Below are 14,447 nucleotides of genomic sequence, written 5' to 3'. Positions count from 1 at the left end.
CCTTCGCCCCGCAAGCGGGAGAGGTTAAGCAAGTTCAGCCCGTCAGCGCGGACACCGAGACGCCGCGCTTCACCACGCTGCGCATCGCGAAGCTTGAATGCAGCCGCGCCACGCCGGGCATCCGCGAGAGGTGCTGCTTGTGGATGCGCTCATAGTCTTCCATGTCGCGCGCCTGCACATGGACGAGATAGTCGTCATTGCCCGACATCAGGTAGCACGACACGACATCCGGGCATTTGGCGATCTCGCGCTCGAAGGCGGACAGCGCATCCTCGCTCTGCTTGTCGAGCGTGATGTGGACGTGGACCGTCATCATGTAGCCGAGCTCGGATGCGTCGATCTCGGCGGCATAGCCTTTGATCACGCCCTTCTTTTCCAGGGCCGTGAGACGCCGGGTACAGGCGGTGGGTGACAGGCCGACTTTCTCTGCCAGTGCCATCTGGCTGATCCGGGCATCCCGGACAACCTCGCGAAGGATCTTCCGGTCGGTCGAATCGAGGTCGCTTGCCATGGTTCTCGCCAAAGTTTTGCAGGATTTCTCTACAGGGACGTAAATTTACGCCGATAATCACCATTTATGACCGTAGCAGCGGCCGGAATCGCCGTAAAGCGCCATGCGGAAGGTGAGATACTGCCGTTGCGATCATTCGTAGCGGGGGATGTGATGCTGGCACCTTGGACAGGCGGAACGGGCACGCGGCATGCGAGCGCGGTGCTGACCATCGATCTCGAAGCCATCTCACGCAATTACCGGCTATTGGCCGAGCGGGTCGGCCCCGGCGTCACCTGCGCCGGCGTAGTGAAGGCCGACGCCTATGGCCTCGGCGCTGATCGTGTCGCGCCGGCACTCTATCGGGCCGGCTGCCGCACCTTCTTCGTGGCGCATCTCGACGAAGGGCTGGATCTCCAGACCCATCTGGCCCGCGACGTTACGATCTACGTGCTCAACGGTCTGCCCTCGGGCAGCGAGCGTGACTGCGCGGAAGCCGGCATCATTCCGGTGCTCAATTCGCGCGAACAGCTTGAGGCCTGGTCGGATCAGGCGCGGCAACGCGGCCGGATTCTGCCCGCGGTCGTTCAGGTCGATAGCGGCATGTCGCGACTGGGCATGTCGCCGCGTGAGGTCGCCGAACTCTCGGGAAAGGACACCTCAGTTCTCGATATCCAGATGGTGATGAGCCATCTCGCTTGTGCCGACACGCCGGAGCATCCGGCCAATGCGCACCAGCTCGCCGCGTTTCAGGCGCTCGCGAAACGCTTCCCTGCTGCGCGACAATCTCTGGCCAATTCGTCCGGCATTTTCCTTGGGCGCAACTATCATCATGACCTCGTCCGCCCCGGCGCCGCGCTCTACGGGCTCAATCCCCATCCCGCGCAAAGCAATCCGATGCTGCCAGTGGTTCGGCTCACCGCGCAGGTGATCCAGACGCGCGAGGTCGAAGCCGATGCCCATGTCGGCTATGGCTGGACTTTCCGGGCGACGAAGCCGACACGGCTGGCGACACTGGCCATTGGCTACGCCGACGGTTTGCAGCGCGCCTTCGGCAATGGCGGCGCGGTCTATTTCCGTGGGCGGGGGCTGGCGGTTGCCGGCCGCGTCTCGATGGACTCGCTCACCGTCGATCTCGGCGATCTGCCGCCCGGTATGTTGGCACGGGGCTCGCAAGTGGAGATCATCGGCGGGCATCAGTCGCTCGACGCGTTGGCCGCAACCGCGGGCACCATTGGCTACGAAATGCTGACCTCGCTGGGTCAGCGCTATGAACGAATTTACTCGGATGAGATCGATGTGCGGTGGACCGCCCGGTCTGGAGGCACGGTGCGATGAAGGTTCTGGTTCTTGGCGCGGGCGTGATCGGCGTTACCACGTCCTATTATCTGGCCAAGGCAGGCCATGAGGTGACGGTGATCGACCGTCAGCCCGGCGCCGCGCTGGAGACCTCGTTCGGTAATGCTGGCGAAGTCTCGCCCGGCTACGCCTCGCCCTGGGCTGGCCCCGGCGTGCCGAAGAAGGCGCTCGGCTGGATCATGGACAAATACGGCCCGCTGGTGGTGCGACCGCAGGCCGATCCGCACCAGTGGCGCTGGATGCTGCAGATGCTGCGCAACTGCACGAGCGCGCGCTATGCGCTGAACAAGTCGCGCATGGTGGGAATCGCCGAATACAGCCGCGATTGCCTGCGTGCGCTGCGCGCGGAGACCGGCATCACCTATGACGATCGCAGCCAGGGCACGCTGCAACTGTTCCGCAAGCAGTCGCAGCTCGATGCGACCGGCGGCGATATCGACGTACTCAAGCAATATGCCGTGCCCTATGAGGTGCTCGATCGTGCCGGCTGCGTGAAGTATGAACCGGGCCTCGCCGGCGTGCAGGATCTGCTCGTCGGTGGCCTGCGTCTGCCGGAGGACGAAACCGGCGACTGCCATCTGTTCACCCAGCGGCTAGAAAAGATCGCGGCCGGACTTGGGGTGAAATTCGTCTATGAGACCACGATCAAGTCGGTGGATATCACCGGCGGCCGGGTCGCACAGATCACAACCGACAGGGGTGTCTTCACCGCGGATAGTTACGTGATGGCGCTCGGCAGCTTCTCGCCGCTGCTGCTGCGGCCGCTCGGTATCGATGCGCCGGTCTATCCGGTGAAGGGTTATTCGCTCACCGTGCCGATCACCGACGAGAGCGTTGCGCCGCAATCGACGATCATGGACGAAAGCTACAAAGTGGCCATCACGCGCCTTGGTGACCGCATCCGCGTCGGCGGCACCGCTGAAGTCGGCAATTATCACCCGGTGCCCACCGCCCCGCGCCGTATGCCGCTCGACAAGTCGGTGACCGATCTGTTTCCGACCGCCGGCGATCTCTCGCGCTCGACCTTCTGGAGCGGCTTGCGGCCGATGACGCCCGATGGCCCGCCCATCGTCGGCCCGACGCATCTCGGCAATCTGCATCTCAATACGGGCCATGGCACGCTCGGCTGGACCATGGCTTGCGGCACCGCCCGCGTGCTGTCCGACCAGATCTCCGGCAAGGCACCGGAGCTGGACGTCAAGGATCTGGCGATCTCGCGATACAGCTGACGTCAGCCTGAGGCCGTTCGCTTGCTTAACCTCTCTCCGCCCATTGCGGGGAGAGGTCGCTGCGTTTTCGCGGCGGGTGAGGGGCATCCACGGACAGTGCGGCAGTCAAACAACCATCGGATCGTACATGTTCCGATTCGATGGCGTTTCGCTGGAGAGGCTGTGTGCCTCGCCCCTCACCCCAACCCTCTCCCCGCGCAGAGCGGGGAGAGGGAGCTTACCTCACGCAGTCGCTCGCTTTCGCATTGCGACGATTCTAGCCGCATGCGTGCCATGCTTCAGGGCACGCCCATTTACATCCCCGCCATTTCCGTTTTCAGTTGTTGAAAACAATTGGGGGAAACATGAGCGGTCAAACTGCGCAGGCGCATCGCGCGTCGGCTGATGCCATTGAGGCTGATTACATTATCGTCGGTGCCGGCTCGGCCGGTTGCGTGCTGGCCAATCGCCTATCGGCATCCGGTAAATATTCGGTGCTGCTGCTGGAAGCCGGCCCGAAGGACCGCAATATCTGGATTCACGTGCCGCTCGGCTACGGCAAGCTCTTCAAGGAGAAGTCCGTCAACTGGATGTATCAGACCGAGCCCGAACCGGGCCTCAATGGACGCTCAGTGTTTCAGCCGCGCGGAAAAGTGCTCGGTGGCTCCAGCTCCATCAACGGCTTGCTCTATGTACGCGGTCAGCACGAGGATTACGATCGCTGGCGCCAGCTCGGCAATACCGGCTGGGGCTATGACGACGTGCTGCCCTATTTCAAGAAGGCGGAAAATCAGACGCGTGGGCCGAGCGAGTATCACGGCGTCGGTGGCCCGCTGCCGGTGTCGGATTCGCGCTGCCCCGATCCGTTGTCGGAGGCCTTCATCGCCGCTGCTGCCGAGACCGGCATTCCCGTGAACAACGACTTCAACGGTGCCACGCAGGAAGGCGCTGGCTGGTTCCAGACCACGACAAAGGGCGGCCGCCGCGCCTCGACCGCGCGGGCCTATCTGCGCCCGGCATTGAAGCAGGGCAAGGTCCGTGTCGAGACCGAAGCGCTGGCACAGCGTATTCTGTTCGAAGGCAAACGTGCCATCGGCATCGAATTCAAGCAGCATGGCGTGGTGCGCAAGGCGCGCGCCCGCAAGGAAGTGCTGGTGTCGAGCGGGGCCTATAATTCACCGCAGCTGTTGCAGCTGTCCGGCGTCGGTCCCGCCGATCTGCTCAAGGAACACGGCATCGAGGTCCTCCTCGATGCACCCGGCGTCGGCAGCGATTTGCAGGATCACATGCAGGTCCGGATGGTGATGGAGTGTCCGCAGAAGATCACGCTCAATGACTTCGTCAATCATCCGGTGCGCAGGGCGATGATGGGTCTGCAATATGCGGCGTTCCGCACCGGTCCGCTGACCTATGCTGCCGGCACCACCGGCGCCTTCTTCAAGACCGATCCGCGCATGGCGTCGCCAGATATCCAGATCCACTTCCTGCCGTTCTCCACCGACAAGATGGGCGAGAAACTGCATCCGTTCTCGGGCTTCTCCGCCTCAGTCTGTCAGCTGCGCCCGGAAAGCCGCGGCTCGCTGCGCATCAAGAGCGCGGATCCTTCGGTGCCGCCGGCGATCCGGATCAATTATCTCGCGACCGAAACGGATCGTACGGCGAATGTCGAAGGGCTCAAGATCCTGCGCAAGATGCTGAACGCGCCGGCGATGAAGCCCTTCGTGACGAAAGAGGTCGAGCCCGGCCCGGGCACGGTGACCGATGAGCAATGGCTCGCTTATTGCCGCCAGCGCGGCAGCACGGTCTATCACCCGACCTCGACGTGCCGGATGGGCAATGATACGAAAGCGGTGGTCGATCAGCGCCTGCGCGTGTGTGGGTTGGAAGGTCTGCGCGTGATCGATGCATCCATCATGCCGGACCTGATGTCGGGCAACACCAACGCGCCGGTGATCATGATTGCCGAAAAGGCGTCGGATATGATCCTGGAGGATGCGCGGTAGCTCCAGTTGCGAGCTCCAGCGCTACAGTTCGTCGGACATCCGATAGGCGGCTGTCTGGCCGCGGAACTGGCCGGGCGTCATGTTGGTCGCCCGGCGGAAGGCGCGGGTAAAATTGGCTTGAGATGAAAAGCCCGCGGTATAGGCGACATCGACGATTGGTCGATACAGATCCGCCAGCATTTGTTTCGCCAGTGTCAGCCGCCGTTCGCTGACGAACTGATGCGGTGTGAGACCGGTTCGGACCTTGAACACCCGCGCGAAATGCGCCGGGCTGAGACAGGCCGTGCGGGCCATATCGGCGACCGCGAATTCGCGCGAGATGTTGGCGTCAACGAATTCGATTACCCGCGCCAGCCGCCGTTGATCCAATGGCTTGTCGGATGACGGTGGCGGCTTCAGCGGAAGCGCGTTCGCCGCATATTTGTGAACGAGATGTGCGGACAATGCACTGCTGAGTGTTTCAATCAGCAGTCGGCCGGCGGAGGTCTCGGTATTCAGCTCCTGCAGGATCAGCTCGGCGACCTGTTCGATGAATGGATCATGATCGACGCTCTCATAGCGCAAGGTCATACGTGATGGATCGATTTCCAGATCCTGCAGAAGCGTGTCCTCAAAGGGCTGGCCGGGAAGATAGATGTGCAGGCAGTCCGCGACCGGTTCGGAGACGTTGATATATTCTTCGCGAATGCCGGCGGGGCAGAGCCAGATGGTGCCGCGATGGCCCGACGTTCGTTGCCGCATACCGCCGCCCTGACGCTCTACGACCGAGTTGCCGCGCAGGAACATGGCAATCTCGGTATCTCGTGGCAGCACCGAGGGTAAATCGCCGGCCCGATGGCTCCAGCGCTCCGCGAGCAGATGGGGCCAATTCCGGTCCTGAGACCCATCGATGAGATGTCCGGTGACATACTTTTCCGCGCCGTGGCCTGCAATCGTCATAGCCAACCCCCACTCGCTGAAATGATCGCCGCTTAACATTCAATTCCTGTGCCATGGGCGCGGGGCGGAACCCGCCGCGTGGTCAGCAGGATTTGCAAACAGAACAGCAGGCTCGGAAAAGCCAACAGTCCGTCAGCTCAGCATGCTCGGCATCGACCCAGATCGGTAGCCAGCGGAGGCCAGCTTGACCCAGATAACCGTAATTGGTGCATGCCCCCATGATTGCCCCGACACCTGCTCCATGATCACGACGGTCGAAGATGGCCGCGCCGTGTCCGTGCGGGGCAATCCGGATCACCCGTTCACGCAAGGTCGGCTCTGCGTGAAGGTCAACGATTATCAGGAGCGCGTCTATAGCGACCAGCGCATTCTCTATCCGATGCGGCGCTCGGGGCCGAAGGGCAGTGGCCAGTTTACGCGCATCTCATGGGGTGCCGCGCTGTCCGAGATCGCCGGCAAATGGAAGACGATCATCGCTGAGGACGGCGCCAAGGCGATCCTGCCGTGCAGCTATCTTGGCACCCAGGGCATCATCAACGGCCTCAATGTCGGCGATCCCCTGTTCAACAAGCTCGGCGCCACGGTGGCCGAACGTACGTTCTGCGATTCCGGCGCCTGTACTGCCTATCTGATGACGATAGGCCATACGCCGGGTACCGATCCGGAGAGCTTCGTCCATTCCAAATACATCATCCTCTGGGCCTGCAACACGCTCAGCACCAACTCGCATCACTGGCCTTATATCAAGCAGGCGATGAAGAACGGCGCCAAGCTTGTGGTCATCGATCCCGTGCGGACGCGGACCGCGCAGCAGGCGGACTGGCACATCGCTATAAGGCCGGGGACAGACGCGGCGCTGGCGCTGGGCCTCATCCACGTCATCACCACCGAGGGGCTGATCGATCGCGATTACGTCGACAACTATTCGATCGGCTATGACGAGCTGGCCGAACGTGCCGCGATTTACACGCCCGACTACGTGTCTGGAATCACCGGGATCGCGGCGGACGACATCCGCACGCTGGCGCGTGAATATGCCACCACGCCGCCCGCGGTAATCCGCATCGGCGTCGCCGTCGAGCGACATGCCGGCGGAGGCCAGACCGTGCGCGCGATCTCATGTCTGCCCGCGCTGATCGGTGCCTGGCGTCACGTCGGCGGCGGTCTGCTGCAGCTGCCGATCTGGGCGTTTCCGGTGAAATGGGACGTGCTGATGCGCCCGGACCTACAAGGAGAGGATCTGCGCATCGTGAATCTGTGGCAACTCGGCCCGGTGCTCACCGGCGAGCTTGGTTTCGATCCACCGATCAAGTCGCTGTGCGTCTACAATGCCAATCCGATGGCCATGGTCACAGAGCAGGGCAAGATCGAGGCTGGCCTGGCGCGTGAGGATCTGTTTACCGTCGTCAGCGAACACTTCATGACCGACACCGCGCGCTTTGCCGATATCGTGTTGCCGGCGACGACGCAGCTCGAACAGAAGGATCTAATGTTCTCGTGGGGGCATCTTTATCTGTCCTACAACAACCAGGCGATCGAACCCCTCGGCGAAGCCGTATCGAACACTGAGCTGTTTCGCAGGCTCGCCGCCGCCATGGGCATCGACGATCCGTCGTTCTTCCGCAGCGATGACGAGATGATTGCGGATTCGATGGACTGGACCAGTCCCGTGCTGGAAAACATCACCATCGAGCAATTGAAGCAAACCGGCTATGCGCGCTTGAAAGTCGAGGGATCCGATACTTACGCGCCACATCGCGAAGGCAATTTTTTCACGCCGTCAGGCAAATGCGAATTCAAATCCTCGATCGCCGCCGGCGGCAATTTCGTCGTGCCGCTGTTCCGGCAGGGCTATGGTGGCCAACAGTCCGGCGAGCCGGTCGATCCGTTGCCGTCCTATATTCCACCACGAGAATCGCCGCAGACCAATCCCGAGCTGGCGAAGAGATATCCGCTCAGCCTGATCTCGCCGAAGAGCCACGCATTCTTGAATTCCAATTTCGGCAATATGCCGAAGCAGCTCCATCATGCCGGCGAGCAGGCCGTACTACTGCATCCCGACGATGCTGCAGTACGTGGCATCGAAGCGGGCGCGCCGATCCGTGTCTATAACGATCGCGGCTCGTTCGAGGCGCTCGTCACCATCTCGGCGGATGTGAAGCCCGGCGTGGTGGTGGCACCGAGCGGCTATTGGCAACGCTCGACCCGCAAGAGTGCAACGGTGCATGCGCTGACTTCGCCGGCGATGGCCGATCTCGGACGTGCGCCGACCTTCTCCGACATCCTGGTGCAGGTATCGACGGCGTAAGAAGGCGGGCTATCCCGCCTTCTTCACCCACACCTTGTTGTCGTGAAACGCCGCGCCGCCATAGGGCGCGACGGCTTCGCCTGCTGTCAGCATATTGATGCCATGACCGCCGATATGCGCCTTGTTGGGGTGCACCGATTCCGCAATCAGCACGCCGCGCCGCAGGCCCTCGAAGATACGCGCGGTCAGGGTCGTCTCGCCGCGCGTGTTGCCGAGTGTCACGGCATCGCCATCGGCAATGCCGAGCCTCGCCGCGTCGACGGGGTGCATCATCACACTGGGTGCACCCTCGCGGGCCTGCGATGATGGCGTCTCGTTGAACGAGGTGTTGAGGAAGCTGCGCGACGGGCTCGTGGCCAGACGAAACGGATGCGCCTCATCGACCTGTTCGATCACCGCCCAGTGGTCGGGGAACGACGGCATCTCGTCCCACGCGCCCATCAGCCCGGCATTGGGCATCGGCACTGTCGACCAGTCCGCCTTGAAGTGGAATTTGCCGTCGGCATGGGCGAAACCGTCGAGATAGTGCGAGGTGCGGAAATCCGGCTGGATATCGCGCCATTTGTCGGCCTCCAGCCCTTCGATGCCACCGCGGCCGCTGACTTGCAGCGTCTCGTCGATGATGTCGCGCGGATGCATATCGAACGCGCGGTGTTTCGCGCCGAGGCGGGTGGCGATGCCCTGCAGAACGTCGTGGTTCGAGCGGCATTCTTCCGGCGCATCGATCAGCTTGGCACCGACCGAGATGTGCTGGTTGCCGCCGGCGTAATAGAGATCGTCGTGCTCCATGAACATGGTCGCCGGCAGCACGATATCGGCCATCATGGCCGTTTCGGTCATGAACTGCTCATGCACCGCGACGAACAGGTCTTCGCGGGCAAAGCCCTGCCGCACCAAGGCCTGCTCGGGCGCCACCGTCATCGGATTGGTGTTCTGGATCAGCATCGCCTTCACTGGCGGGCCGTTGTGCAAGGCTTCCGCGTCACCGGTCAGAATGCGGCCGATCTTCGACTGATCAAGACGCCGAACGCTCTCGTCGAGCACGTCGAGGCCCTCGATCAGCGTCTTGTCGAATTTCCAGATTGCGGCATTGTTGAAGAAAGCGCCGCCACCTTCATATTGCCAGGCGCCGGTAACGGTGGGCACGCACAGCGCTGCATGCATCTGCGCGGCTCCGTTGCGGCTGCGGGTGAAGCCGTAGCCGAGGCGGAAATAGCTGCGCTTGGTCTCGCCGACCAGGCGCGCGAAGGCTTCGATTTCCGCAGCGGGCACGCCGCAAATGTCTGAGGCCCATTGCGGCGTGCGCGCCGCCAGATGCGCCTCGAACTCGGGCGAGTGGTCGGTATATTTGGCGAGATAGTCGCGATCAGCCAGGCCGTCGCGGAACAGCACATGCATCACGCTGGCGGCGAAGGCGCCGTCTGTACCTGGTCGCAGCAGGATCTTGATGTCGGCCTGCTTCATGGTGTCGTTATCGTAGATATCGACGACGGCAAGCTTGGTGCCGCGCTCTTTCCGGGCGCGGGAGACGTGGGTCATCACATTGATCTGCGTCGAGACGGGGTTGGTGCCCCAGATCACGATCAGGTCCGACTTCGCCATCTCGCGCGGATCGACGCCGGCGACCTTGCCGGTGCCGGCGGCAAAGCCAGCCCAGGCAACGGTTGCGCAGATCGTCGAGTAAAAGCGCGAATACTTCTTCACATTGGCAAGGCGGTTGATGCCATCGCGCATCACCAGGCCCATGGTGCCGGCATAGTAATAGGGAAACACCGACTCCGCGCCGAAGTCGCGCTCGGCCTCGTTGAACCTCAAAGCGATCTCGTCGAGCGCCTCGTCCCAGGTGATGCGGGTGAAATGGCCGGAGCCCTTCGGGCCCGTGCGGCGCATCGGATACATCAGCCGTTCGGGGTGATGGATGCGCTCGGCATAGCGCGCGACCTTCGCGCAGACCACGCCGGCGGTATAGCTTTGCTCCTTGGAGCCGCGGACCCGGCCGATCGTGTTTCCGCCGATCACCTCGATGTCGAGGGCGCAGGCAGAGGGGCAATCATGCGGGCAGGTGGAGTGCTTGATGTCGATCTTGGCTTGAACGTTCATGCAGCCAAGCTAGCCAAAAGTTTACTGGAGGAAAAGCCGTGGTTTTACGCATCCCGCCCGACAACCGGGCAGGCCTCCAGTCCGTAGTCCTCTCGGCTATTTGCCCAGGGCGTCGCGTTGGGCGATCAGCCGGTCCAGCTCCTCATTCTGCTGAGCCAGCCGATCCGCGGTGCGCTCCTCGTTGCTCTCGCCGGAAGCCGCGGTGGCCTGCTCAATCAACTGCCGGATATTGTCGCGAAGGATGGCGATGCGATCGTCGAGCTCGGCGGCTGAGAGGGTGGAATCCATGGGGCGATACTCCTGACCCGCTACGGGCCGTACGCAGACTATAGCGCGCCAGAAGTGCTTTCTATTGAATAATCCGCAGATTAGCCTGCGCCAAACACCGGGTAGTCGGTGTAGCCAGCCACATCGCCGCCGTAAAACGTCGCCCGGTTATAAGGCGTAAAGGGCGCCTTGCGCTTGATACGCTCCGGCAGGTCCGGATTGGCGATGAATGGGCGGCCGAACGCGATGATGTCGACACTGCCGGAAGCGACGGCCTCCTCGGCGGAGGTGCCGTCGAAGCCGCCGGCCGTGACCAGCACGCCGCTCCACATCGGCCGGAACAGCTCATAGGCTTTAGGCACATTGTTATGAAACACTTCCGCGCGGCCGACGCCGCTGGTGCGCGGCTCGACGAAATGGAGGTAGGCGAGGCCGAGCTTGTCGAGCTCACGGACCACATAGCTGTAGAGCGGCATCGGATCGGCTTCGCCGGAGTCATTCGAGACACCATAGGGCGACAGGCGGACGGCGACACGATCCGCGCTCCAGGCGTCGATGACGGCATTGGTCACTTCGAGCAGCAGGCGGGCGCGGTTCTCGATTGAGCCACCATATTGGTCGGTGCGCCGATTGCTGCGGGTCTGCAGAAATTGTTCGAGCAGATAGCCGTTGGCGCCGTGCACCTCGACGCCGTCGAAGCCGGCTTCCCTGGCGTTGCGCGTGGCCTGTCGGTAGGCGTCGATAATGCCGGGAATCTCGCTGGTCTCCAGGGCGCGGGGCGTTTCGTAAGATACCGTCTCGCCTGAAGCCGTCCGCGTGGTAGCGTCGATCGCAATGGCTGACGGCGCGACCGGAAGCCCGCCGCCGGGCTGGAACGAGGAATGTGAGGCACGGCCGACATGCCAGAGCTGCAGGAAGATGATGCCGCCTTTGGCATGCACGGCGTCAGTGACCTGACGCCAGCCGGCGATCTGCTCTTTCGAATAGATGCCCGGCGTGTTCGGGTTGCCTTGCCCTTCCTGCATGACCTGCGACGCCTCGGCGATAATCAATCCGCCTTCGGTCGCGCGCTGAGCATAATATTCGGCATTGAGCGTCCACGCAGCGAGAGATGTCTTCTCGGCACGCATGCGCGTCAGCGGCGCCATCGCAACCCGGTGGCTGAGTTGATACGGGCCAACTTGCAGCGGCTGGAACAGGGAAGAAGAGGTCATCGGCGCTCCATTCAAAATATCAATCGGGCGATAGCCTTGGTGAACAGGTGTCGCGGCGTTCGTATCGTTCAATACAGCGCAGGCCTGGTCAATCAAAGTTGATGGCATCTATTCGCTGTATTACAGCCTTTAATGCTACGAGACGGAATTAGGTTGGGCCATATGGGCCCTGACGACGAAGGACGGATCGCGATGGCGAAGAAGCAGGTTCAGGGCGTCGAAGACTACAAAGGTGCCGCCGCAGGTTGGGGCGCGTTGAAAGCAGTGGCCGACGCGGTGCGCGGACAGTTGGCGGTGGTCAACGAAACGCATGGCCTCCTGACGATGAACCAGCCGCACGGCTTCGATTGCCCGGGCTGCGCCTGGCCTGACCCAAAGCATACATCGTCCTTCGAATTCTGCGAGAACGGCGCCAAGGCGGTGTCGTGGGAAGCAACGGCCAAGCGCACGACGCCGGAATTCTTTGCGGCCCATACGGTGAGCGAACTCTGGGAATGGCATGATCACGACCTCGAAAACGAGGGACGTCTCACCCATCCGATGGCCTATGACCAGGCTAGCGACAAGTATCTTCCGATCTCGTGGGAGGATGCGATGGCGCGGATCGGTGCCGGCTTGCGCGCTTTGCCCGATCCGAACATGGCCGAATTCTACACGTCGGGCCGTTGCTCTAACGAAGCAGCGTTCATGTATCAGTTGTTCGTGCGCGAATTCGGCACCAACAATTTCCCCGATTGCTCGAACATGTGTCACGAGGCGACCAGCGTCGGTCTTCCGGAATCCATCGGCGTTGGTAAGGGCACGGTGACGCTGGAGGATTTCGACCATGCGGATGCTGTGTTCTGCATCGGGCACAATCCTGGCACCAATCATCCGCGCATGCTGACGACGCTCCGCGAATGCTCCAAGCGCGGTGCCGCTATCGTTTCAATCAATCCGCTGCGCGAGCGCGGGCTGGAACGATTCACATCCCCGCAGCATCCCGCGGAAATGCTGACGTTGAGCTCTACGCAGATCTCGTCGACCTATTACCAGGTCAAGGTCGGCGGCGACATTGCGGTGCTGAAGGGCATGATGAAGGCCGTCGTGGCGCTCGACGCTGCGAGCCTGGCCGAAGGCGGTCCCGGTGTGCTCGACCGCGCCTTCATCGCCGAACACACCAACGGCATCGAGGCGCTGCTGGCCGATCTCGATGCGACCTCATGGGAGGCGATCGAGAAATCGTCTGGCCTGCCGCGCGCCGATATCGAAAACCTCGGCAATATCTACGCCGGGGCCAAGAGCGTGATCATCAATTACGGCATGGGTATTACCCAACATCGCCACGGCACCGGTAACGTGCAGCAGATCGCGAATCTCCTGATGCTGCGCGGAAACATCGGCCGTCCCGGCGCCGGCATCTCGCCGTTGCGCGGCCATTCCAACGTGCAGGGCGACCGCACCGTGGGGATCACCGAAGTACCCAACGCCGCGCTGATCGACGGCATCGAACGCACCTTCAACTTCAAGCCGCCGACTGCGCATGGTCATGACGCCGTCGCGTCGGTGAAGGCGATCCGCGATGGACGTTCGAAGGCGTTGATCTGTCTTGGCGGCAATCTCGCGGTCGCGATGTCGGATCCCGAGGCGACCTATCCGGCGATGCGCAGCCTCGATCTCGTGGTGCATATCGCCACCAAGCTCAATCGCTCGCATCTGCTGATCGCAAAGGAGTCGATCATCCTGCCATGCCTTGGTCGCACCGAGATCGACGTGCAGGCGACGGGACCGCAACTGGTGACGGTGGAAGATTCGATGTCGATGGTGCATGCCTCGCGCGGCGGCTTGAAGCCGGCGTCGGAGCATTTGAAATCGGAAACCGCGATCGTTGCCGATATGGCCATCGCGACTTTGCCGAATACCAAGGTGAAGTGGCTCGATTACGTCGCCGACTACAGCAGGATCCGCGACGCCATCGAGTCGGTCTTTCCGGCCTTCGAGGATTACAATGCACGGATCAAGAAGCCGGGTGGCTTCCGGCTGCGCAACGCCGCCTCGGAACGGGAATGGCTGACGCCGAGCAAGAAGGCGCAATTCCTGGTTTTCTCCGGCCTCTATGAGGACGGCCCCGCCGAGACCGCGTTGACGCTGACCACACTGCGCAGCCACGACCAGTACAACACCACGATCTACGGTATGAACGATCGCTATCGCGGCATCACCGGGCGGCGCGATGTGGTGTTCGTCAACGAGCAGGACCTCGCCCGCCGCGGGCTGAGCCACGGTGATCTGATCGACATCGTGCTGGATCGTCCGGACAGCGCGCCGCGCGCGCTGCGTCGGGTGACGGCGGTGGCTTACAACATCCCACAAGGATCGGTGGCGGCCTATTATCCCGAGGCCAATGTGCTCGTGTCGCTCGACCAGCACGATTTGAAGTCGGGAACGCCGGCTTACAAATCGATCCCGATCCGGATCGAGGCATCGGCCGCCTAAGCTGCACCGCAGCATTGAGAGAGCATGACCGCCACGGCTTTCGTGGCGGTTGATGCGCGCCGTGTTTCCGCGTAGGCGAGCGCC

The 14,447-nt window shown here is 62.4% G+C and carries 10 protein-coding genes; 5 read left to right on the top strand and 5 right to left on the bottom strand.

The window, feature by feature from the left end:
- Nucleotides 1–34 precede the first annotated feature (34 nt).
- Nucleotides 35–511, bottom strand: a complete 477-nt coding sequence (locus tag LPB73_RS24060) for an Lrp/AsnC family transcriptional regulator (RefSeq protein ID WP_068737711.1) — start codon at nucleotides 509–511, stop codon at nucleotides 35–37.
- 153 nt (nucleotides 512–664) lie between these two features.
- Between LPB73_RS24060 and alr the strand changes: the two genes are divergently transcribed.
- From alr to LPB73_RS24045, 3 genes are all read left to right on the top strand, one after another.
- A complete protein-coding gene (gene alr, locus LPB73_RS24055; protein ID WP_231078447.1) occupies nucleotides 665–1,828 on the top strand; it encodes an alanine racemase in 1,164 nt (387 codons plus the stop codon).
- Nucleotides 1,825–3,078, top strand: coding sequence for a D-amino acid dehydrogenase (locus tag LPB73_RS24050; RefSeq protein WP_231078446.1), 1,254 nt, complete (start codon nucleotides 1,825–1,827; stop codon nucleotides 3,076–3,078). The genes alr and LPB73_RS24050 overlap by 4 nt, the downstream gene beginning before the upstream one ends.
- A gap of 344 nt (nucleotides 3,079–3,422) precedes the next feature.
- Nucleotides 3,423–5,060, top strand: a complete 1,638-nt coding sequence (locus tag LPB73_RS24045) for a GMC family oxidoreductase (RefSeq protein WP_231078445.1) — start codon at nucleotides 3,423–3,425, stop codon at nucleotides 5,058–5,060.
- Nucleotides 5,061–5,081: 21 nt separating this feature from the next.
- On the opposite strand, the gene LPB73_RS24040 is transcribed toward LPB73_RS24045, so the two are convergent.
- Nucleotides 5,082–5,999 (bottom strand): helix-turn-helix domain-containing protein, encoded by a 918-nt coding sequence (locus tag LPB73_RS24040; RefSeq protein WP_231078444.1) that lies wholly within the window; start codon nucleotides 5,997–5,999, stop codon nucleotides 5,082–5,084.
- Nucleotides 6,000–6,183: 184 nt separating this feature from the next.
- Between LPB73_RS24040 and LPB73_RS24035 the strand changes: the two genes are divergently transcribed.
- Nucleotides 6,184–8,307 carry a molybdopterin-containing oxidoreductase family protein gene (locus LPB73_RS24035; protein WP_120287878.1) on the top strand — a complete coding sequence of 708 codons (2,124 nt, stop codon included), beginning with the start codon at nucleotides 6,184–6,186 and terminating at the stop codon, nucleotides 8,305–8,307.
- 9 nt (nucleotides 8,308–8,316) lie between these two features.
- Here the strand turns inward: LPB73_RS24035 and LPB73_RS24030 are convergent, their stop codons facing one another.
- The 3 genes from LPB73_RS24030 to LPB73_RS24020 form a co-directional block, all read right to left on the bottom strand.
- Nucleotides 8,317–10,407, bottom strand: a complete 2,091-nt coding sequence (locus LPB73_RS24030; RefSeq protein ID WP_231078442.1) for a molybdopterin-containing oxidoreductase family protein — start codon at nucleotides 10,405–10,407, stop codon at nucleotides 8,317–8,319.
- Between the two features lie 96 nt (nucleotides 10,408–10,503).
- On the bottom strand, nucleotides 10,504–10,695 hold the full coding sequence (locus LPB73_RS24025) for a hypothetical protein (protein ID WP_081422070.1): 192 nt from the start codon (nucleotides 10,693–10,695) through the stop codon (nucleotides 10,504–10,506).
- An 80-nt stretch (nucleotides 10,696–10,775) separates the two neighbouring features.
- On the bottom strand, nucleotides 10,776–11,888 hold the full coding sequence (locus LPB73_RS24020) for an alkene reductase (protein ID WP_231078441.1): 1,113 nt from the start codon (nucleotides 11,886–11,888) through the stop codon (nucleotides 10,776–10,778).
- A 192-nt stretch (nucleotides 11,889–12,080) separates the two neighbouring features.
- Between LPB73_RS24020 and LPB73_RS24015 the strand changes: the two genes are divergently transcribed.
- Entirely contained in the window at nucleotides 12,081–14,363 is a 2,283-nt protein-coding gene (locus LPB73_RS24015; protein WP_231078440.1) for an FdhF/YdeP family oxidoreductase, read from the top strand.
- Nucleotides 14,364–14,447: the final 84 nt, after the last annotated feature.

The sequence above is a fragment of the Tardiphaga sp. 37S4 genome, from assembly GCF_021044645.1.
Lineage (GTDB): Bacteria > Pseudomonadota > Alphaproteobacteria > Rhizobiales > Xanthobacteraceae > Tardiphaga > Tardiphaga robiniae.
The sequence above is the reverse complement of the archived record's forward strand: the minus strand, read 5'-3'. Positions and strand labels throughout refer to the sequence as shown.

Coding starts and splice junctions, on each gene's coding strand:
- LPB73_RS24050 (WP_231078446.1), top strand. CDS start 1,825: ATGAAGGTTCTGGTTCTTGGCGCGGGCGTGATCGGCGTTACCACGTCC.
- LPB73_RS24030 (WP_231078442.1), bottom strand. CDS start 10,407: ATGAACGTTCAAGCCAAGATCGACATCAAGCACTCCACCTGCCCGCAT.
- LPB73_RS24025 (WP_081422070.1), bottom strand. CDS start 10,695: ATGGATTCCACCCTCTCAGCCGCCGAGCTCGACGATCGCATCGCCATC.
- alr (WP_231078447.1), top strand. CDS start 665: ATGCTGGCACCTTGGACAGGCGGAACGGGCACGCGGCATGCGAGCGCG.
- LPB73_RS24020 (WP_231078441.1), bottom strand. CDS start 11,888: ATGACCTCTTCTTCCCTGTTCCAGCCGCTGCAAGTTGGCCCGTATCAA.
- LPB73_RS24060 (WP_068737711.1), bottom strand. CDS start 511: ATGGCAAGCGACCTCGATTCGACCGACCGGAAGATCCTTCGCGAGGTT.
- LPB73_RS24015 (WP_231078440.1), top strand. CDS start 12,081: ATGGCGAAGAAGCAGGTTCAGGGCGTCGAAGACTACAAAGGTGCCGCC.
- LPB73_RS24045 (WP_231078445.1), top strand. CDS start 3,423: ATGAGCGGTCAAACTGCGCAGGCGCATCGCGCGTCGGCTGATGCCATT.
- LPB73_RS24040 (WP_231078444.1), bottom strand. CDS start 5,999: ATGACGATTGCAGGCCACGGCGCGGAAAAGTATGTCACCGGACATCTC.